The sequence below is a fragment of the Kitasatospora sp. NEAU-CNBT7 genome, assembly GCF_057220535.1.
The window spans coordinates 125,292-142,856 of record NZ_JBXQQB010000013.1; the positions used below are offsets into that span (position 1 = coordinate 125,292).

Annotated in this window: 16 protein-coding genes; 6 read left to right on the forward strand and 10 right to left on the reverse strand. The window is 75.4% G+C overall.

The features are described from left to right. Positions 1-49: 49 nt before the first annotated feature. The gene (locus AC2TEW_RS19070; RefSeq protein ID WP_484624550.1) at positions 50-1,204 is read left to right on the forward strand and encodes an alpha/beta hydrolase family protein; all 1,155 of its coding nucleotides are present in this window, start codon (positions 50-52) and stop codon (positions 1,202-1,204) included. A 48-nt stretch (positions 1,205-1,252) separates the two neighbouring features. Here the strand turns inward: AC2TEW_RS19070 and AC2TEW_RS19075 are convergent, their stop codons facing one another. After that, positions 1,253-1,753 (reverse strand): carboxymuconolactone decarboxylase family protein, encoded by a 501-nt coding sequence (locus AC2TEW_RS19075; RefSeq protein WP_484624607.1) that lies wholly within the window; start codon positions 1,751-1,753, stop codon positions 1,253-1,255. 112 nt (positions 1,754-1,865) lie between these two features. On the opposite strand from AC2TEW_RS19075, the gene AC2TEW_RS19080 reads away from it, so the two are divergent. Next, positions 1,866-2,882, forward strand: a complete 1,017-nt coding sequence (locus tag AC2TEW_RS19080; RefSeq protein ID WP_484624551.1) for a pirin family protein — start codon at positions 1,866-1,868, stop codon at positions 2,880-2,882. 46 nt (positions 2,883-2,928) lie between these two features. Here the strand turns inward: AC2TEW_RS19080 and AC2TEW_RS19085 are convergent, their stop codons facing one another. Both AC2TEW_RS19085 and AC2TEW_RS19090 read right to left on the reverse strand, forming a co-directional pair. Further along, a complete protein-coding gene (locus AC2TEW_RS19085) occupies positions 2,929-3,639 on the reverse strand; it encodes a YoaK family protein (protein ID WP_484624552.1) in 711 nt (236 codons plus the stop codon). Between the two features lie 28 nt (positions 3,640-3,667). Then, positions 3,668-5,557, reverse strand: coding sequence for an amidohydrolase (locus tag AC2TEW_RS19090; protein WP_484624608.1), 1,890 nt, complete (start codon positions 5,555-5,557; stop codon positions 3,668-3,670). A gap of 330 nt (positions 5,558-5,887) precedes the next feature. Between AC2TEW_RS19090 and AC2TEW_RS19095 the strand changes: the two genes are divergently transcribed. From AC2TEW_RS19095 to AC2TEW_RS19105, 3 genes are all read left to right on the forward strand, one after another. Continuing rightward, complete coding sequence (locus AC2TEW_RS19095) at positions 5,888-6,550, forward strand: hydrolase (RefSeq protein WP_484624553.1); 663 nt, start codon at positions 5,888-5,890, stop codon at positions 6,548-6,550. A gap of 33 nt (positions 6,551-6,583) precedes the next feature. Continuing rightward, positions 6,584-7,066, forward strand: a complete 483-nt coding sequence (locus AC2TEW_RS19100) for a DoxX family protein (protein WP_484624554.1) — start codon at positions 6,584-6,586, stop codon at positions 7,064-7,066. A 129-nt stretch (positions 7,067-7,195) separates the two neighbouring features. Continuing rightward, positions 7,196-8,779, forward strand: a complete 1,584-nt coding sequence (locus AC2TEW_RS19105) for an MFS transporter (RefSeq protein WP_484624555.1) — start codon at positions 7,196-7,198, stop codon at positions 8,777-8,779. A gap of 249 nt (positions 8,780-9,028) precedes the next feature. Here the strand turns inward: AC2TEW_RS19105 and AC2TEW_RS19110 are convergent, their stop codons facing one another. The 5 genes from AC2TEW_RS19110 to AC2TEW_RS19130 form a co-directional block, all read right to left on the reverse strand. Continuing rightward, entirely contained in the window at positions 9,029-9,955 is a 927-nt protein-coding gene (locus tag AC2TEW_RS19110; RefSeq protein WP_484624556.1) for a VOC family protein, read from the reverse strand. Between the two features lie 40 nt (positions 9,956-9,995). Next, the gene (locus AC2TEW_RS19115; protein WP_484624557.1) at positions 9,996-10,457 is read right to left on the reverse strand and encodes an SsgA family sporulation/cell division regulator; all 462 of its coding nucleotides are present in this window, start codon (positions 10,455-10,457) and stop codon (positions 9,996-9,998) included. A 35-nt stretch (positions 10,458-10,492) separates the two neighbouring features. Continuing rightward, entirely contained in the window at positions 10,493-11,044 is a 552-nt protein-coding gene (locus AC2TEW_RS19120) for a Dps family protein (RefSeq protein WP_484624558.1), read from the reverse strand. 15 nt (positions 11,045-11,059) lie between these two features. Further along, entirely contained in the window at positions 11,060-11,800 is a 741-nt protein-coding gene (locus tag AC2TEW_RS19125; RefSeq protein ID WP_484624559.1) for an alpha/beta fold hydrolase, read from the reverse strand. A 72-nt stretch (positions 11,801-11,872) separates the two neighbouring features. Further along, positions 11,873-12,847, reverse strand: coding sequence for an alpha/beta hydrolase (locus tag AC2TEW_RS19130; RefSeq protein ID WP_484624560.1), 975 nt, complete (start codon positions 12,845-12,847; stop codon positions 11,873-11,875). Positions 12,848-13,060: 213 nt separating this feature from the next. On the opposite strand from AC2TEW_RS19130, the gene AC2TEW_RS19135 reads away from it, so the two are divergent. Then, entirely contained in the window at positions 13,061-15,397 is a 2,337-nt protein-coding gene (locus AC2TEW_RS19135; RefSeq protein ID WP_484624561.1) for a helix-turn-helix domain-containing protein, read from the forward strand. Here AC2TEW_RS19135 and AC2TEW_RS19140 read toward each other — a convergent pair. Both AC2TEW_RS19140 and AC2TEW_RS19145 read right to left on the reverse strand, forming a co-directional pair. After that, the gene (locus tag AC2TEW_RS19140) at positions 15,391-16,383 is read right to left on the reverse strand and encodes a helix-turn-helix domain-containing protein (protein WP_484624562.1); all 993 of its coding nucleotides are present in this window, start codon (positions 16,381-16,383) and stop codon (positions 15,391-15,393) included. The two genes, AC2TEW_RS19135 and AC2TEW_RS19140, sit on opposite strands and share 7 nt — an antisense overlap. Before the next feature lie 158 nt (positions 16,384-16,541). Next, positions 16,542-17,528 carry an alpha/beta hydrolase gene (locus AC2TEW_RS19145; protein WP_484624563.1) on the reverse strand — a complete coding sequence of 329 codons (987 nt, stop codon included), beginning with the start codon at positions 17,526-17,528 and terminating at the stop codon, positions 16,542-16,544. Positions 17,529-17,565: the final 37 nt, after the last annotated feature.

Here is a 17,565-nt window from a genome sequence, read left to right on the forward strand (position 1 = left end):
AGGTTAGGCTTACCTTGCTTTAATCTGACGGACCGTCTAGTTTCACAGCATGATCACATCTCTCCGGCGGATGGCCGCCGTGGGCGGCCTCCTGCTCGCAACGGCCCTCCCCCAGACGGCCGTCGCCGTCGCCGCGCCCGGTCCCGCGCCGGTCGGCACCACTTCGGTCGGCACCGCTCCGGTACCGGCAGGCAGCCCGGAAGTGCCGCGGCCGACCGGCCGCCTCCCGGTCGGCACCAGGATCGTCCGGTTCCAGGACCCGGCCCGGCCCGACCCGTGGAAGCCGGCCGCGGGCAGCCGCGACCTCATGGTGACGCTCTGGTACCCCACCACCGCCACCCGCGGCGAGCGAGCGCCCTACGTGTCCGCCGAACTCTCCCGCAGCATCGAGAACATCCCCGACCTGGCCCGCCTGCGGACCCACGCCGTGCTCGACGCCCCGGCCGGCAGCCGTCCGCGCCCGCTGGTCCTGCTGTCGCCGGGCTTCGGCCTCAGCCGCACCTCATTGACCTCCCTCGGCGAGGAACTCGCGAGCCGCGGCTACGCGGTGGCGGCCGTCGACCACACCTACGAGGGGCCCGTCGAGTTCCCGGGCGGCCGCATCGAGGTGTGCGAGATCTGCGGCCCCGACGCCGACAAGGGCGCCGTGGTACGGGGACGCGCCAAGGACCTGGCCTTCGTGCTGGACCGGCTGACCGCGCCGGGCTCGCCCGTGCCCGTCGACGCCCGGCACGTCGGCGTGGTCGGCCACTCGATCGGCGGCGCAGCCGCCGTCGAACTGCTCGGCCAGGACCGGCGGGTGGACGCCGCCGTCGACCTGGACGGCGACTTCTTCACCGAGCCGCCCGCCGCGGGCCTGGACCGGCCGGTGCTGCTGATCGGCGAGCAGCGGACCGGGGACCCGCTGACCTGGGCCGCCACCTGGGAGCGCCTGCGCGGCTGGAAGCGCTGGCTGGACGTCGGCGGCGCGGGCCACCTCTCCTTCACCGACGTGCACTGGTACGTGGACGCGCTCGGCACCCGCGACCAGGTCCCGCCGGAGGAGTCCGGCCCGGTCTTCGGCACCATGAAGGGCGCCCGCGCCGACACCGTCACCCGCGCCTACGTCGGGGCCTTCCTCGACCGGCAGCTGCGCGGCATCCCGGACCCGCTCCTGGACGGCCCCTGCCCGGCCTTCCCTGAGGTGGCCTTCCTGCGCAGGTAGCAGGTAGCGGTAGCGGGCCGCCCGCCGGCGCCGCCCGGGCCGGCCGCCTCACTCCGTCCGCTGCGCCGGGGCCGGCCGGACCGGGTGCTTGCTCAGGATGGACACCCGGTTGAAGGCGTTGATGGCGATGGCCACCCAGACCACGGCCGAGATCTGGTCGTCCGTCAGGGCGTCCCGGGCGGCCGCGTAGGCGCTCTCCTGCAGACCCGCGTCCGACGGGTCGGTGGTGGCCTCGGCGAGGGCGAGGGCGGCGCGCTCCTGCGGGGTGAACAACTCGGTGTCCCGCCAGGCCGCCAGGACGCCGAGGCGCTGCGCGGTGTCGCCGGCCTGCAGCGCGGCCCTGGTGTGCAGGCTCAGGCAGTACGCGCAGCCGTTGATCTGGGACACCCGCAGGTTGACCAGTTCGACGAGCCTGCGGTCCAGCCCGGCGTCGGCCGCGACGGCGCGGACCTCCTCGGCGGTCGCGAGCATCGCGCGGTACGCCCGGGGGCTCTGCTTGTCGATGAACACCCGCCGCCGCGCCGGGGCCTGCGTCACACCACTGGTCACAACGCTCACGCGAACTCCTCCGGCAGATCCACTGTCGCCCGCCACTACGCCATGGCATAGTAGTTGAATATAGAACCACTTTAGCAGTGGCCGAAGAGGGAGCGTACCCAGCGTGAGCACCATCGAGACCGACCCCACCGATCCGCAGCCCGCCGCCCCGGCGCCCGGGCCGGCCGGGACAGCCGGAGCGGCCGGCACCCGGGGGCCGCGGGTGGAGGTGCTGCCCGCACGGGACGTCCCGCTCGGCGGCCCGCGGGCGATGACGGTCCGGCGCACCCTCCCGCAGCGGGCCCGGACGCTGATCGGCGCCTGGTGCTTCGTCGACCACTACGGGCCCGACGACGTCGCCGTCAGCGGCGGGATGGACGTCGCCCCGCACCCCCACACCGGCCTGCAGACGGTGAGCTGGCTGTTCAGCGGCGAGATCGAGCACCGGGACAGCCTCGGCGTGCACGCCTTCGTCCGGCCGGGCGAGCTGAACCTGATGACCGGCGGCCACGGCATCAGCCACTCCGAGGTGTCCACCCCCGGCACCACCGTCCTGCACGGCGTCCAGCTGTGGGTGGCGCTCCCGGAGCAGCACCGCCACACCGCCCGCGACTTCCACCACCACGTGCCGCGGCCCGTCCCGCTGGAGGGCGGCGAGGCGCGGGTGTTCCTCGGCACCCTCGCGGGCGACACCTCCCCCGTCCCCACCTTCACCCCCCTGCTCGGCGCCGAGCTCACCCTCCGCCCCCACGGGACCACCACGCTCGCCGTCGACCCCGCGTTCGAGCACGGCCTGCTCGTCGACCACGGCGACGTACGGATCGCGGACACCCCCCTGCGCCCGGCCGAACTCGGCTACCTCGCCCCCGGGTCCGCCACCCTGACCCTCACCAACACCGGCGACACGACGGCCCGGGTCATCCTGATCGGCGGTCCGCCCTTCGAGGAGCGGATCGTGATGTGGTGGAACTTCATCGGCCGCGACCACCAGGACATCGCCGCGGCCCGCGAGGAGTGGGAGCGCGGCTCGGACCGTTTCGGCAGCGTCGCGGGCTACCCCGGGGACCGCCTCCCGGCCCCCGTCCTACCCGGGGCGACCCTCACCCCGCGCGGCAACCCCCCGGTGCCGCGCTCCGGCTGAGGAGTCCCCGGGCCGCCCTCCCCGGGCGGCCCGGGCCCCCGGCCCCTCACTCCCGGTACAGCAGCACCGTGGCACCGGCCAGCACCGCGCTGGCCACCAGCGCCCAGGCGGTCTGCCCGTGCAGCACCAGCACCGCGCCCGGTGCGGCGCCGGCCAGCATGGTCGCGACCGCGAGGATCCGGCGCCGCTGGCGCGGCGCGGCGCCGCCCGCCGGGCGGGAGTCGGCCGCCAGGCCGGTCAGGGTGAGGGTGAGCACGGTGGTGGTGAGGTCCGGCACGCCGAGGCCGCGCACGGCGCCGTTGCGGATCCCCATCGCCACGGCCAGCAGGGCGATCACGGCGTACTGCACCAATCCGGTCACGCCCCCGGCGAAGACGGCGGCCGCGGCCGCGCCGTGCAGGGCGACCTCGAGCACCAGGGCCGAGCGCAGCCAGCGGTCGCGGCGGGTGGCGGCGCCCCGCGCGACGAGCCGTCCGGCCAGTCCCGCGCCGAGCAGGAAGGCGGCGAGGGAGGTGAGCGAGCCCGCGACGGAGAAGCCGGGGGCCCCGGCCAGGGCGAAGGCGATGACCACGACGTTGCCGGTCATGTTCGCCGTGAAGACGTGGCCGAGGCCGAGGTAGCTCACGGCGTCGATCAGGCCGCTGACGGCGGTGAGCGTGAACAGGGCCAGCGCCAGCGGGTGACGGTCGTGGACCTGGGTCCCGGGGAGCGGTTGCTGCGGCCGGCCGGCGGCGGGATCGACTGCGGGCGTGGTCACCACGCCTCCTCTCGAAAGTGGCGGATCGTCAGAAGAAGCACGGGTCCAGCGGCGCCGGCCCCTGGCCCCGGCCCTGGCCCGGAAGGGCGAGACCGCGGGCTTCGCGCCAGGCCAGCTGCTCGCCGGAGGCCGCCGCGGCCTCCGTGACCCGCTCGGCCTGCCGGGCGCCGGCCAGGCCGGGCGCGGGGGTGGCGTGGTAGCCGCCGAACCGGGTGACCGGGCTCCACGCCGGTGTCGCCGACGGCAGCTCGGGAGCCAGTCCCTGGTGTTCCTGGGCGCCGTGGACGATCCGGCCGCCGACCACGGTGAGGACGGACTCGATGTGCGCGATGTCCGCCTCCGGCACGGTGAAGTAGTCGGCGCTCAGCACCACCAGGTCCGCGTAACTCCCCACCGCCAGGCGCCCCTTGACCTCCTCCTCGCCGGTGAGTCGGGCCCCGCCCAGGGTGTAGAGCTCCAGGGCCTGCTCGCGGTCGAGCCGGTTGTGCTCGGCGGCGAGCCGCCGCCCGCTGACCGCGCGGCCGGAGACCAGCCAGTGCAGGGCGACCCACGGGTTGTAGGAGGAGACCCGGGTGGCGTCGGTACCGCCCGCGACGGTGAGGCCGCGGTCCAGCATGGCGCGCAGCGGGGGCGCCTCGGCGGCGGCCGGGGCGCCGTAGCGGTTGACGAAGGCCTCGCCCTGGAAGGAGAGGCGGTTCTGCACGCAGACGGCGCCGCCGAGGGCCGCGATCCGGTCGAGGCTGTCGGGGCTCACCGTCTCGGCGTGGTCGAAGAGCCAGCGGTTGCCGTGCGGGAAGAGGCCCTCGGCGGCGAGCTTCTCGAACACGGCGAGGTCCCGGCGGATGGTCTCGTCGTAGGTGGCGTGCAGCCGAAAGCCCCAGCCGTGCTCCATCAGCAGGCGCACGGCCTTCTCGAACTCGGTCTCGTAGGAGCCGAGTTGCGGCCGGGGTTCGGTGAAGTTCTCGAAGTCGGCCGCCGCCCAGGTGAGGTTCTCCCCCGCGCCGCCCAGGCGCAGCCAGGCGTCGCCGTCGCCGGGGCGGACGGTGCTGACCCAGCGGTTCAGGTCGTCCAGTTCCTGCCCGGCGGTCTGCGGGAAGAGGTGGTAGGCGATCCGCAGCGTCAGCTCGCCCCGGCGGGCGAGTTCCATGACGGTGCCGTAGTTCTCGGGGAAGCTCTGGAAGCCTCCGGCGGCGTCGATGGCGGAGGTGAGGCCGAAGCGGTTGAGCTCGCGCAGGAAGTGCCGGGTGGAGCCTTCCCGGTCCGCCTCGTCCAGCACCGGGGCCTTGGCGAGGGTGGAGTAGAGCAGCAGCGCGCCGGGGGCGGCGATCAGCAGGCCGGTCGGTTCACCGTCGTGGCCGCGGACGATCTGGCCGCCGGCCGGGTCGGGGGTGTCCCGGGTGAAGCCGCCTGCGCGGAGCGCCGCCCGGTTGAGCAGCGCCGACTGGTAGAGGTGCAGGACGAAGACGGGGGTGTCGGGGGCCGCGGCGTTGAGTTCGTCCAGGGTGGGCAGGCGGCGCTCGGCGAACTGGTCGGCGGACCATCCGCCGACCACGCGCACCCACTGGCCGGGCGGGGTGCGCTCCGCCTGGGCGCGGAGCATCGCGAGTGCCCGGCGCAGCGTCGGGACGCCGTCCCAGCGCAGCTCCAGCACGTAGTTGAGGCCGCCGCGGATGACGTGCAGGTGCGCGTCGTTGAGGCCGGGGACGGCCCGGCGGCCGAGCGCGTCGACCACCCGGGTGTCGGGGCCGACCAGCGGGACGACGTCCGCGTCGTCACCGACCGCGGTGATCAGTCCGTCCCGGACGGCCAGCGCGCTCGCCCGGGGGCGGCGCGGGTCTCCGGTGTACACCTTGGCATTGCGGATGACCAGGTCGGCGGGCTGGTCCGGAGCGCCGGGGCGGATCCCGGCAACGGGCATGCTGGACAACGGAGTTCCCCTTCGGAACGGCGGCGGCTGACGGGTGGGGCGCGGGCGATGCGGACGCTCCGCCCGTGGGACCACCCGGCGAACCTAGGCGGCCGCCGGTGTCCCGAGTGCCTTCACAGCGCATCGGCGGTTGTCCCGCAGCGCACGGCGGACGCGGCTGACCTGCGGTTCGCGTCGGTGCAGTGTCGGACCAGTCCCGGGCACGGAGCGAGCAGCCACGTCCGGCGGCGCGAACTAGCGTCGTGAACGTACCGCCCCGCCGACCCGGCGGGCGTCGGATGCACCACCGACTCCCCTGCTCCTCATGGAAAGAGACGCATCATGGTCGACCTCTCCACGGTCCACGCCGCTCCGAGCCCGGACCTGCTCACCCCGGACAACGCGATGATGCTGTTCGTCGACCACCAGCCGCAGATGTTCTTCGGCACCGGCAGCGGCGACCGCACCTCCATCATCAACTCGACCGTCGGCCTGGCGAAGGCCGCGAAGATCTTCGACGTGCCGGTGGTGCTCTCCACCGTCGCGGCCGAGTCGTTCTCCGGCCCGATCCTCCCGCAGCTGCAGGCGGTCTTCCCGGACCAGGAGGTGGTCGACCGGACCAGCATGAACGCCTGGGAGGACGAGGCGCTGGTCGAGGCGGTCAGGGCGACCGGCCGCAGCAAGATCATCCTGTCCGGCCTGTGGACCGAGGTCTGCCTGGTCCTGCCCGCCCTCTCGGCGCTCGAGCAGGGCTACGAGGTGTACGTGGTCGCCGACGCCTCGGGCGGCGTCAGCCCGCGCGCCCACGAGCACGCCCTGCAGCGGATGACCGCGGCCGGCGCGGTGCCGGTCACCTGGGTGCAGGTGCTGCTGGAGCTGCAGCGCGACTGGGCCCGCACCGAGACGTACGTCCAGGTCACCGACCTGGTCAAGGAGCACGGCGGCGCGTACGGGATGGGCATCGTCTACGCCCAGTCCATGATCGACCCGCACGCCGCCGGCTGACGGATCCCGACCGATGACCGACCGGAGCACGACATGAACACGGGCCTTCTCCTGCTGCGGGTGGTCGCCGGCCTGCTGATCGCGGGTCACGGCGTCCAGAAGGTCAGCTTCCGCCTGGGGGGCAGCGGACTCGCCGGCGGCACCGCGGAGTTCCGCGGCGACGGCTTCCGCGGCGGCAGACTCACCGCGCTGGCCGCGGGCTCCACCCAGATCGGGGCCGGGCTGTTCCTCGCGTTCGGCCTGCTCACCCCGCTGGCCTGCGCGGGCGTGATGGGCGTGATGACCGTCGCGCTCACCGTCAAGTGGCCGCACGGCCTGTGGGTCCAGCACGACGGGTACGAGTACCCGCTCGTCCTGGTCGTCACCGGCGCGGCCCTGGCGGCGACCGGGCCCGGCGAGTGGTCGCTGGACCGCCTGCTCGGCCTGGCGCACTGGCCGCTGTGGTGGCTGCCGGTGGCGGCGGTCGCCGGCGTCGGCGGCGGCCTCGCCACGCGGCTGGCCCTGCACCGGGCCTGAGCCCCGCCGGGCCTGAGCCTGCGCCGGCCCCGGGGCCACGACACCCCCGCACCACCACCCCCCGACAGCCCGGGTTCCAGGGTCCTGCCTTCCCTGGAACCCGGGCCCACCCGTTTTGGAGGAGCACCGATGACATCCGCGAGATCCGCAGGCCCGGCCTGGGCCCCGCTGCGGGAGAAGGTGTTCCGGGCCCTGTGGCTGGCCCAGTTCGTCTCGAACGTCGGCGGCTGGATGCAGACCGTCGGGGCCCAGTGGCTGCTGGTCGGCCACGGCGCGGCGCTGGTCTCCCTGGTCCAGGTCGCGGCCGGGCTGCCGGTCCTGCTGCTCGCCCTGCCGGCCGGGGTCCTCGCGGACCTCGTCGACCGCCGCAGGCTGCTGATCGGCATGCAGACGGCCATGGCCGCGGTCGCCGCCGTGCTGGCCGCGCTCGCACTGTGCGGCGTCCTCGGACCGTGGTCGCTGCTGCTCCTGACCTTCCTGCTGGGCTGCCTGACCGCGCTGAACGGCCCGGCCTGGCAGGCGCTCCAGCCGGACCTGGTGCCGCGCGGACAGCTGCGGCCCGCCGCGGCGCTCGGAGCGGTCAACATGAACGTGGCCCGGGCGGTCGGGCCCGCGCTCGGCGGCGTGCTGGTCGCGGCCGCCGGCGTCGGCTGGACCTTCGCGTTCAACGCCGTCTCGTTCCTCGCCATCCTGCTGGTCCTGCTGCGCCGGCTGCCCGCCGCCCCGGCGCCGGGCCGCGGCCAGGAGCGCGAGCACGCGCTCGCCGCGCTGCGCGCCGGCGGCCGCTACGTGCGCAGCGCGCCGGGCGTGCGGCGGATCCTGCTGCGCAGCGCGCTGTTCGTACCGGGGGCGGCCGCGCTGTGGGCGCTGCTCCCGGTCGTCGCCGTCCGGCGGCTCGGCCTCGGGCCCACCGGGTACGGCGTCCTGCTCGCCGCGGTGGGGCTGGGGGCGGTCCTGGCCGCGGCGGCGCTGCCCCGGCTGAGCACCCGGCTGGGCGCGAACGGCCTGCTGGCCGCGGCCGGGGCGCTGACGGCGGCGGCGCTCGCCGTCACCGCCGTCACCACCCGGGCCGTGCTCGCGGGCGCGGTCCTGCTGCTGGCCGGCGCCGCCTGGATCTGGGGGCTGTCCGTCCTCAACGCCGCGCTGCAGCTCGAACTGCCCAACTGGGTCCGGGCCCGGGCGGTCGCCTGGTACCTGCTGGTCTTCCAGGGCGGCAACGCCCTCGGTGCGCTGGTGTGGGGCCAGCTGGCGCAGCGGGCGGGGCCGACCGTCGCGTTGATCGCGGCGGCGGCGCTGCTCGCGCTCGGCGTGCTCTCGCTGCGCCGGTATCCCCTGGTGGACGAGCGGGCCGATCCCTCGCTGTCCGACACCTGGCCGGAACCGCGGCTGACCGTCGAACCGGCTCCGACGGACGGCCCGGTCCTGGTCACCGTCGAGTACCGGGTGGCCGACGAGCACGCCCCGGCCTTCGTGCGGGCGATGCGCGAGGTGGCGGCGTCCCGGCGGCGGACCGGGGCCGTCAGCTGGGGCCTGTACCGCGATGCGGCGGCGCCGCACCGGTTCATCGAGACCTTCACCGTGGTCTCCTGGGCCGAGCACCTGGCCCAGCACCACCGCCGCTACACCGGGATCGACCGCCGGTTCGAGCGCACCGCCCGGGAGTTCGTGCAGGGCGAGCCGCTGACGAGCCACGCCCTGCTCGCCCGGGCGTGAGCCGCGCCGCCGCTCAGCGGGGAGGCGCGTGGACCGGGCCGCCCTGCCGCGCGGCGGGCGACGGCCCGGAGAACCGACCGAGCCGCGGCCCGCTGGGTGCGGGCCCTGGCTTAGGGGGGGGGGGGAAACACGGAGGAGCACACCCCGGCCACGTGGCGTCCGACGTCCCGGAGAACCGCCAGGCCCGCGTCCTGTGGGGTGCGGGCCGCGGCTCGGGGGTGGGGGCGACGCGTGGCGGCGCGCCGCCGGTCAGCGCCCCGGGTGCGGGTCGTGGATCTCGGCCACGTAGCCGCCGGGGAACTGCACCAGGGCGGAGTCCCGGTCGGCCGTCGTCTGCGGCCCCCACAGGACCTGGGCGCCGGCCGCCCGGGCCCGGGCCAGCGTCGCGGCCAGGTCGTCGACCTGGTAGCCCGTCAGTTCCCGGCCGAACGGGTGGGGCAGGTGCCCGTCGGTGGCCTGGACCACGGTGTCCCCGAACGGACCGGTGATCCTGATCCGGTGGTAGGTGGTGCCCGGCATGCCGAGCTCGGCTCCCGGTGCGCGGGGGTCGTCGGAGACCACCCGGCCGCCGGTGAAGCGGAGGTAGCTGTGCAGGAAGGCGCGCAGCGAGCCGGGCGGTACGTACAGCCGGTTCTCCGGCACCGTCGCCAGTGCCGGGTAGGCGGGCGGCGTGGTGTGCCAGTACAGCTGGGCGTCGATGCCGCCGGGGAACCGGATGACGGCGTCCCGCCCGATCGGGTCGTCGAACGGGGACACCACGACATCGGCACCGGCGTCCTCGGCCTTGCGGACACTCCGGTCGAGGTCCTGGACCAGCCAGCCGGTGCGCTCGGTCCCGAACGGGTAGGGCGCGGGTGTCACGTAGTCGAAGACCGAGAGCGTACCGGCCGGTGAGAGGACCAGCTCGGAGTAGGTGCTGCTCGGGGTGGGCGTGACGGTGACCAGCGCCTTGCGGGTGTGGCTGCCGCCGAACGTGGCCTCCCAGCTGGTGACGAAGGCGTCCAGGGACCCCGGGGTCACATAGACGTGGGTGGTGTCGTACTGGGCGCCGACCGCGAGGGCCCTTTCGGCGGCGGGTGCGGCCTGCGCGGGCGGGCCGGTGGTGGCCGAGCCGACCGCGAGCAGCGCGGCGGCGACCGCCGCGGCCCGCAGCCGCACGGCGAGGCGTGAACGCATGGGATTTCCTCCTGAGGGATGGGGTGACGGCCCGGTGGTCTCAGCGGTCACCGGCCAGGCGGCCGAGTCCGGCGTCCCAGTCGATGAGTTCGGACTCGGCGCCGCGGGGCACGAGGGCGAAGCTGTGCTTGCGGAGCCAGGTGCGCAGCGGCCTGACCGGGACGTCGAGCACGGCCGCGCCGTCCCGGCCCTGGAGCATGATCCGCAGCTGTGGGCGTCCGTGGCAGTGGCACGGCGGCCAGATCCGCACGTCGCCGAGGCCCGCCGGCCGGTACAGGCCCTCCCACAGCAGGTCGCGGGAGAACTCCCAGGTCCCGGCGGACCCGTCGGAGCCGGGGAATTCCAGGACCACGGCGAAGGGGGCGTCGCGGTGGTAGCCGAAGCTCACCGGAACGTCGATGAACTGTCCTTCGCCGACGAAGAGTTGCGCCTCCAGCGGCAGCCTGGTGGAGTTCGCTCCCGCGGCGGGACCCTGGTTGTGCATCGGGTGGCGTCCGGGCACGGTACCTCCAAGATGGTGACGGGTGGTGCGGTGTCTCAGCCGGCCTGCGGGGTGGCCACGAGGTGCTCGGCGAGGAACCAGACCTGGGCCTCGCCGGTGCGGATGACCTGGGAGACCAGGAGGTCCTGGGTGCCGTCGTCGCCGAGCTGCGCCGTCCGGCCGGCCGCGTCGCGGGCCTCGGCCAGGATGCTCTCGTGGGCGTCGAGCAGCCGCGAGAGCATCGCGGGCACGGACTCGACCCCGTCCGGCGGACGCGGTACGCCGGTGATCTCGGCGGCGTGGCGGGGGTCGCCGACCGCGACGCCGCCGAGCATCCGGACGCGCTCGGCCAGCACGTCGACCAGGTCCAGCTGCTCCTGGGCGTGCTTGTCGAGGAGCAGGTGCAGTTGGTAGGAGGTCGGGCCGTGCACGTTCCAGTGGTGCTTCTTGTAGAGGGCGTACAGGAACTGGGTGTCCGCGAGGAGGCGGTTGAGCCGCTGGCACGCGTACTGCCGGGCGTCGTGGGACAGTGCGATCGGCAGCTGGGTGACGGTCCCGAAGGTCTGGATCTCGGGATCGTGCTGGTGGAGGCGCGGTTGGGTGCTCATGGGGGTTTCTCCCGGTCAGCCGGTGACGGCGCGGACGGCGGTGCGGATCAGGTCGGCGACCGGCCCGGGGGCCGCGAGCATGACCAGGTGCGAGGCGTCGGCCTCGACGGTGGTCATCCCGGCGCGCCGGTAGCCGAACCGTTCGACCTCGGGGTTGATGGTCCGGTCGGCGGTGCAGACCAGCCCCCAGGACGGCTTGCTCCGCCACGCGGCGACCGGCGCGGCCTCGCCGAAGGCCGCCGCGGCGAGCGGGCGCTGCGACACGGCGAGGACGCGGGCCAGCGCCGGGTCGACGTCGGCGGCGAAGATCTCCGGGAAGCGGTCGGGCTCGACCGAGACGTCGGTGCCCTGGTTGCCGGTGCCGTGCCCGTCCGTGCCCGGCAGCGGGAACGGCGTGTACACCAGCGCCGAGGCGAGCTCGGAGGCGGGGAACCGGCCCTGCAGCTCGCCCAGGCTCTCCCCCTCCTCCAGCGCGTAACCCGCCAGGTACACCAGTGCCTTGACGTTCTCCTCGGCGCCGGCCACGGTGATCACCGCGCCGCCGTACGAGTGGCCGACCAGCACGACCGGCCCGGGGATCTGCCGGACCACCGACGCGAGGTAGGCGGCGTCGCCGGTCAGGCTGCGGTTGGGCACGGCCGGTACCAGCACCTTCAGTCCGTCGGCCAGCAGCTCGGGGACGACCCGGGCGAAGCTGGAGGCATCGGCGAAGGCGCCGTGCACCAGCACGACGGTGGGGGTGTCGTTCGTCGTCATTCCTCTGTCCTTGGGAGGGGTCGGCCGCGCCGGGGTCCCCGGCGCGGCGGTGTACGGATCGGTGGCGGCCGGTCAGGCCGTCCGCAGCGCCTCGCGCAGCGTCTGGACCGCCAGGGTGATGGCGCCCTGCGCGGAGTTCGACGGACGCAGCGCGTTGAGCATCACGAAGTCGTGGATGGTGCCGAGGAACCGGACGGCGGTGACCGGAACGCCGGCCTGGCGCAGCTTTCCTGCGTAGGCCTCGCCCTCGTCGCGCAGCACGTCGGCCTCGCCGGTGATGACCAGCGCCGGCGGCAGGCCGGTGAGCTGCTCGGTGGTGGCGCGCAGCGGCGAGGCGGTGATCTCGGCGCGCTGGGCGGGGTCGGTGGTGTACTGGTCCCAGAACCACTGCATGGCGTCGCGGCGCAGGAAGTAGCCGGTCGCGAACCGGTGGTAGGAGTCGGTGTCGAAGGCGGCGTCGGTGACCGGGTAGAACAGCACCTGCTGCACCAGCGGGACGTCCCCGCGCTCCTTGGCCATCAGCGTCAGTGCGGCGCTCATGTTGCCGCCCACCGAGTCGCCGGCGACGGCGAGCCGGGACGCGTCCAGGTCCTTGGTGTGTCCGTCGGTGACGACCCAGCGGGCGACGGTGTAGTTCTGCTCGATGGCGACCGGGTAGCGGGCCTCGGGCGACAGGTCGTACTCCGGGAAGACGACGGCGGCCTGCGCGCCGACGGCCAGTTCGCGGACCAGGCGGTCGTGGGTGTGTGCGTTGCCGAACACCCAGCCCGCGCCGTGGATGTAGAGGACGACGGGGAGCGGGCCGGTGGCTCCGGCGGGTCGCACGATGCGGGCGCGGACCGAGCCGGTCGGGCCGCCCGCCACCTCGATCCACTCCTCGTCGATCTCCGGTCCGGCGGTCCCGCCGGACTGCACCTCGTCGACCGCCGCGCGGCCCTTGGCCGGGCCCAGGTCGAACAGGTAGGGCGGGTTCGCGGTGGCCTCGGCGAACGCCCGGGCCTCGGGCTCCAGGGTCGGTCCGGCGTCGGTGGTGTTCAGGTCGGACATGTCGTCACCTCGGGGTCTCGTTGTCCGGTCGGATGCCCCTCAGGCTAGGAACGCGCAGGTCCGAGGGGTGTGCCGACGGCGCACCGCCTCCGGTCGATCCGCGCACCCCGGGCCGGGCCGCCGGTGGCGGACGGTCCGGTGCGAATTTCCAGTTCTCCGGCCCGAAGCGGTAGGAATGGGGCGAATGACATCGGCGGGCCGGGCGGGAGTGCGATGGGCGACGCGAGCGGGACCCGGTTCGGCCGGATGCTGAGGGAGCTGCGGCAGGCCCGCGGCCTGACGATCGAGGAACTGGCGGAGGCCTCCGGCGTCTCGGGACGGGCGATCGGCGACATGGAGCGGGGGCGCAGCCTGCGCCCGCAGCGCGGTACCGTCACCGCGGTCGCGCAGGGCCTCGCACTGGACGAGGCCGCCCACACCGAACTGCTGGCGGTCGCCCGGGCCGGCCGGACGGACGGCGGGCCGGCCGCCGCCCGCAAGGCGCCGCCGTGCGCACTGCCCAGGGGGGTGCGGGACTTCGTCGGCCGTCAGGAGGAGCTCGCCGTGCTGCGCGGCCTGGCGCGCGGGCCGGCCGCCGCCGGGCCGGACGCGGGCACCGCGGCCCCGCCGGTGGCGGTGGTGTTCGGCGCACCGGGCAGCGGCAAGACCTCGCTGGCCGTCCGGCTGGCCGAGCAGCTCGCACCGGAACTGCCGGACGGCGCGTTCCTGCTGGACATGCAGGGACTGGACGCGCAGCCGCTGTCGCCGCAGGCGGCGGCGGTGCGCCTGCTGGCGGCGTGGGGTGCGGGTGACCAGGACCTGGCGCAGCTGGGCCCGGACGAGCGGCTCGCCCGCTACCAGGAGGTCGCCGGCGGGCTCCACGGGGTCCTCGTGCTGGACAACCCGGGCCACGAGGCCCAGGTCAGGCCGCTGCTGCCGCGCGAGGGACGGCTCCTGGTGGTGGTGACGAGCCGCCACACCATGGCCGGTCTGGAGGGGGTGCGGCGGGTGGAGCTGCCCGTGCTCGATCCGCCGGAGTCCGGGGCCCTGCTGCGGGCCGTGGTCGGCGCGGCCCGGGTGGACGCGGAGCCGGACGCCGCCCGGACCATCGCCGAGCTGTGCGGCCATCTGCCGCTCGCCGTCCGGGTCGCCGCGAACTGGGCCGCCACCCGGACCAACTGGAGCCTTCAGCGGCTGGCCGCCCGGCTCGCCGACGAGGACCGCCGGCTGGACTCGCTGAGCGCGGGTGACCTGCGGGTCAACTCGGCGTTCTCGCTGTCCTACTCGCGCCTCGCCCCGGCGGCCGCCCGGATGTTCCGGCTGCTGTCACTGGTCCCGGGGCCGGACTTCGGTCTCCCGCTGGCGGCCGTCCTCGCGCAGGTCCCGGTGTTCGACGCCGAGGACCTGCTGGAGGAGTTGCTGGAGGCCGGCCTGCTGATGACCCATCGCGAGGACCGGTACCGCCTGCACGACCTGCTCCGGCTGTACGCCAGGGCGCAGCACCGCCGGGAGGACGGCCCGGAGCGGTCGGGGGCCGCCGGGTCCCGGCTGCGCGGCTGGCTGCTGGGGACCGCCACCGCCGCCGGCCGGCGGCAGGGGCCGGACCACGGCGGGCCGGCGGCGGCCGCCGGGTGGCCGGCCGGCCCGGACGGCGTGGACGGACCCGAGCAGGCGATGGCCTGGCTGAGGGCGGAGCGCGCCAACTGGCTGGCGGCCTTCCGGGAGGCCGTCGGGCTCGGCGAGCACGCCGCGGTCAGCGGGATCGGCGAGGCCATGCGCCTGGTCTCCGACAACTGGGTGTCCGCCGACCACTGGATCGAGGTGTTCTCCGCCGCCGCCGCGGCCGCGTCCGCCCTGGGCGAGCCCGCCCTCCGGGCCAGCCACCTGAACGACCTCTCCTGGGCGTACTGGGTGGGCGAGGGCCGTCGCGAGGACGCGCTCGCCGCGGCCACGGCCGCGCTCGACCTGGCCCGGTCCTGCGGCGACCTGGTCCAGCAGGCGCGGGCGCACAACCGGTTCGGCGTGCTGGACGCCGCCGCCGGTGACGTCTCCCCGGCCGCCGACCACTGCCGCCTGGCCATGGACCTCTTCATGGCGGCGGACGACGTCAACGGCTACCTCCCGGCGTGCAACATGAGCCTGCGGCTGCTGGAGATGGCCGGTCGCTTCGAGGAGGCCGTCGCGACCCACCGGGAGGTCATGGCGGTCCTCGCCGATCCGCACTACGCCGACCGGATACCGGAGAGCGTCCGGGGCATCACCACGATGATCGCCGCGTACTACCTGTCCCTGGTCCACCTGAACCGCGGGGACTGGGCCGAGGCCGTCGCCACCCTGCGCCCGACCCGCGGCCAGTTCGAGGCGCGCGGCTACCACCGGGTGGCGGCCAAGGCCCACCTGCACCTGGCCCACGCGCTCGCCCACCGCCGTGAGGACGAGGCGGCGGCCGCCGAGTACCGCACCGTGCTGACCTTCGCGGACCGGGTCCCCGCCGAGCTGGTCGAGCAGGCGCGGAGCGCGCTCGCGGACGTCACCGCCGGGGCTCCCGCGCCGCCGACCCGGTTCTACTGACAGGCGGCCGGACGGACGGCGCTCACAGCGGGGCCGGCACCCGCGCCCTCGCGCCACTCGCGCGGGGAGACCCCGTAGGCGGCCCGGAACGCCCGGCTGAAGTGACTGGCGCTCACGAACCCCCAGCGGCCGGCGACCGCCGCGACCGTCGCCTGCCCCGCCGCCGGGCGGGCCAGGTCGCGCCGGGCCATGTGCAGCCGCTGCCGCTGGATCCAGCGGGCCACCGTGACGCCCTCGAAGGCGAACAGCTTGTGCAGCTGGCGCACCGACACGTGGTGGGCCGCCGCGATCCGCTCCGGCGACAGGTCCGGGTCGCCGAGGTGGCGCAGGATGTGGTCCTTGACGCGCGCCAGCGTGGCCCCGGCCGCCTCGGGGGCGTCCGGCACCGCCCGGCCGCGGCGCTCGTGGGCGAGCACGGCGAGCAGGTCCAGGGCCGTGGTGGCGAGCCGGCCGGCCACGTCGGGTTCCAGGGTGCCGGCGGACCGGGCCAGGCGTTCCAGGTAGGCGGCCACCAGGGCGGCCGTGCCGTCGCCGGTGTCGAAGGCCGTCGCGGTGAGCACCCGCAGGTCCTCGTCGGACACGCCCACGGCGGCGCGCGGCCAGTGGAAGGCCGTGAAGGTGAAGGGTTCCGGCAGCTCCTTGGCGAACGGCCGCCCGGCGTCGGAGATCGCGAAGGTGCCGGGCCGCAGCAGGACCTGCCGGCCCTCCTGGACGAGCCGGGCGGTGCCCCGGTGCTGGAGCGCGAGGGTGAGGTGGTCCTCCCCGCCGCGGGCGATCAGCCCCGCGCTGCGGACCACCCGCTGCGGACCGGCCCGCACCACCGAGACCTGGAGGGCGCCCAGCCGTTGACTGGTGATGGTCGCGGCGGCGGGCGCACGCTCGAGCAGGGACACGTCCAGCGGGATGAAGGTGTGGGAGACCGCCTCGTGCCAGTACTCGGCCCGTTCGGCGGCCGGTACCGGGGCGGTGTCGAGAACGACGGACATCGGCGCTCCTCGGCGGGCGTTCGGGCGCACCGGACGGCGGGTCCGGTGTCGCGGGGAGTGGGGAGGGCGCCAGGTGCCCCGCACCTGCCGCCCGCTCCATCCCACCGCGGGCCGTCGCCGCGGACCAGGAAGAACCACAGGAGGAAATGCCCGCCCGGCTACGGACCGCGGTGCAGCGCCAGGTGCACGGTGTCGACGGCCTGGATCAGCGCGGCCCGCGCGGTGGCGGTGGGGTGGAGCGCGTCGAGGAGGAGGAAGCCGTGCACGGCGCCCTGGTAGCGGGTGGCCACCACCGGGACCCCCGCCACCCGGAGCCGGGCCGCGTAGGCCTCGCCCTCGTCGCGCAGCACGTCGGCCTCGGCGGTGACCACGAGCGCCGGGGGAAGTCCGGCGAGCTGGGCCGGGGTGGCGCACAGCGGTGCGGCGGTGGCCTCCCGCCGCCGCCGCGTGTCGGGCAGGTAGTCGTCCCAGAACCGGCGCATGTGGTCGCGGTGCAGGAAGTAGCCGGTGGCGAACCGCCGGTAGGAGGGGGTGTCGAAGTCCGCGTCGGTCACCGGGCACAGCAGCACCTGCTGCACCAGCCGCAGGTCGCCGCGCTGCCGGGCCAGCAGCGTCAGGGCGGCCACCAGGTTGCCCCCCGCGCAGTCGCCGACGGCGGCGATCCGCCCGCCCGCCAGGCCGATCTCGTGGCCGTGCGCCTGGATCCAGCGGGCCGCGGCGTAGCACTGCTCGAGGGCGACCGGGTAGCGGGCGGCGGGGGCCCGGGCGTAGTCGACGTACACCACCGCGGCGTCGCTGCCGAGCGCGAACTCGCGGACCAGCCGGCCGTACGCGGCGGCGTCGCCGAGCGACCAGCCGAGGCCGGGCAGGAACAGCACCACGGGGGTCGGCTCGGCGGCGCCGGCGGGTCTGGTGACCTGGACGTGCACCCGTCCGGTGGGTCCGCCGGGCAGTGCGAGCCACTCCTGCGTGGTGCCGTACGGGTCGTCCGGGTCCCCGGCGGCCGGGTCCGCCGCGTCGCCCGGCGCGAGGAGGGAGAGGTCGGGGAGGTCCGTCACCGCCCGGGTGGCGGAGGCGTTCAGGAACGCCTGGAGCGCCGGGTCGAGCGCCGGTCGCCGGCCGTGCGAGGGGGTGGTGTCGGACAACTCTGCGCTCCTGGGGTGATCGGACGGCACGGCGGCG

Excerpts from the sequence above, each read along its gene's own strand:
- AC2TEW_RS19125 (WP_484624559.1), bottom strand. The coding sequence starts at position 11,800 with ATGACGACGAACGACACCCCCACCGTCGTGCTGGTGCACGGCGCCTTC.
- AC2TEW_RS19070 (WP_484624550.1), top strand. The coding sequence starts at position 50 with ATGATCACATCTCTCCGGCGGATGGCCGCCGTGGGCGGCCTCCTGCTC.
- AC2TEW_RS19130 (WP_484624560.1), bottom strand. The coding sequence starts at position 12,847 with ATGTCCGACCTGAACACCACCGACGCCGGACCGACCCTGGAGCCCGAG.
- AC2TEW_RS19140 (WP_484624562.1), bottom strand. The coding sequence starts at position 16,383 with ATGTCCGTCGTTCTCGACACCGCCCCGGTACCGGCCGCCGAACGGGCC.
- AC2TEW_RS19105 (WP_484624555.1), top strand. The coding sequence starts at position 7,196 with ATGACATCCGCGAGATCCGCAGGCCCGGCCTGGGCCCCGCTGCGGGAG.
- AC2TEW_RS19095 (WP_484624553.1), top strand. The coding sequence starts at position 5,888 with ATGGTCGACCTCTCCACGGTCCACGCCGCTCCGAGCCCGGACCTGCTC.
- AC2TEW_RS19100 (WP_484624554.1), top strand. The coding sequence starts at position 6,584 with ATGAACACGGGCCTTCTCCTGCTGCGGGTGGTCGCCGGCCTGCTGATC.
- AC2TEW_RS19110 (WP_484624556.1), bottom strand. The coding sequence starts at position 9,955 with ATGCGTTCACGCCTCGCCGTGCGGCTGCGGGCCGCGGCGGTCGCCGCC.
- AC2TEW_RS19090 (WP_484624608.1), bottom strand. The coding sequence starts at position 5,557 with ATGCCCGTTGCCGGGATCCGCCCCGGCGCTCCGGACCAGCCCGCCGAC.
- AC2TEW_RS19135 (WP_484624561.1), top strand. The coding sequence starts at position 13,061 with ATGGGCGACGCGAGCGGGACCCGGTTCGGCCGGATGCTGAGGGAGCTG.
- AC2TEW_RS19120 (WP_484624558.1), bottom strand. The coding sequence starts at position 11,044 with ATGAGCACCCAACCGCGCCTCCACCAGCACGATCCCGAGATCCAGACC.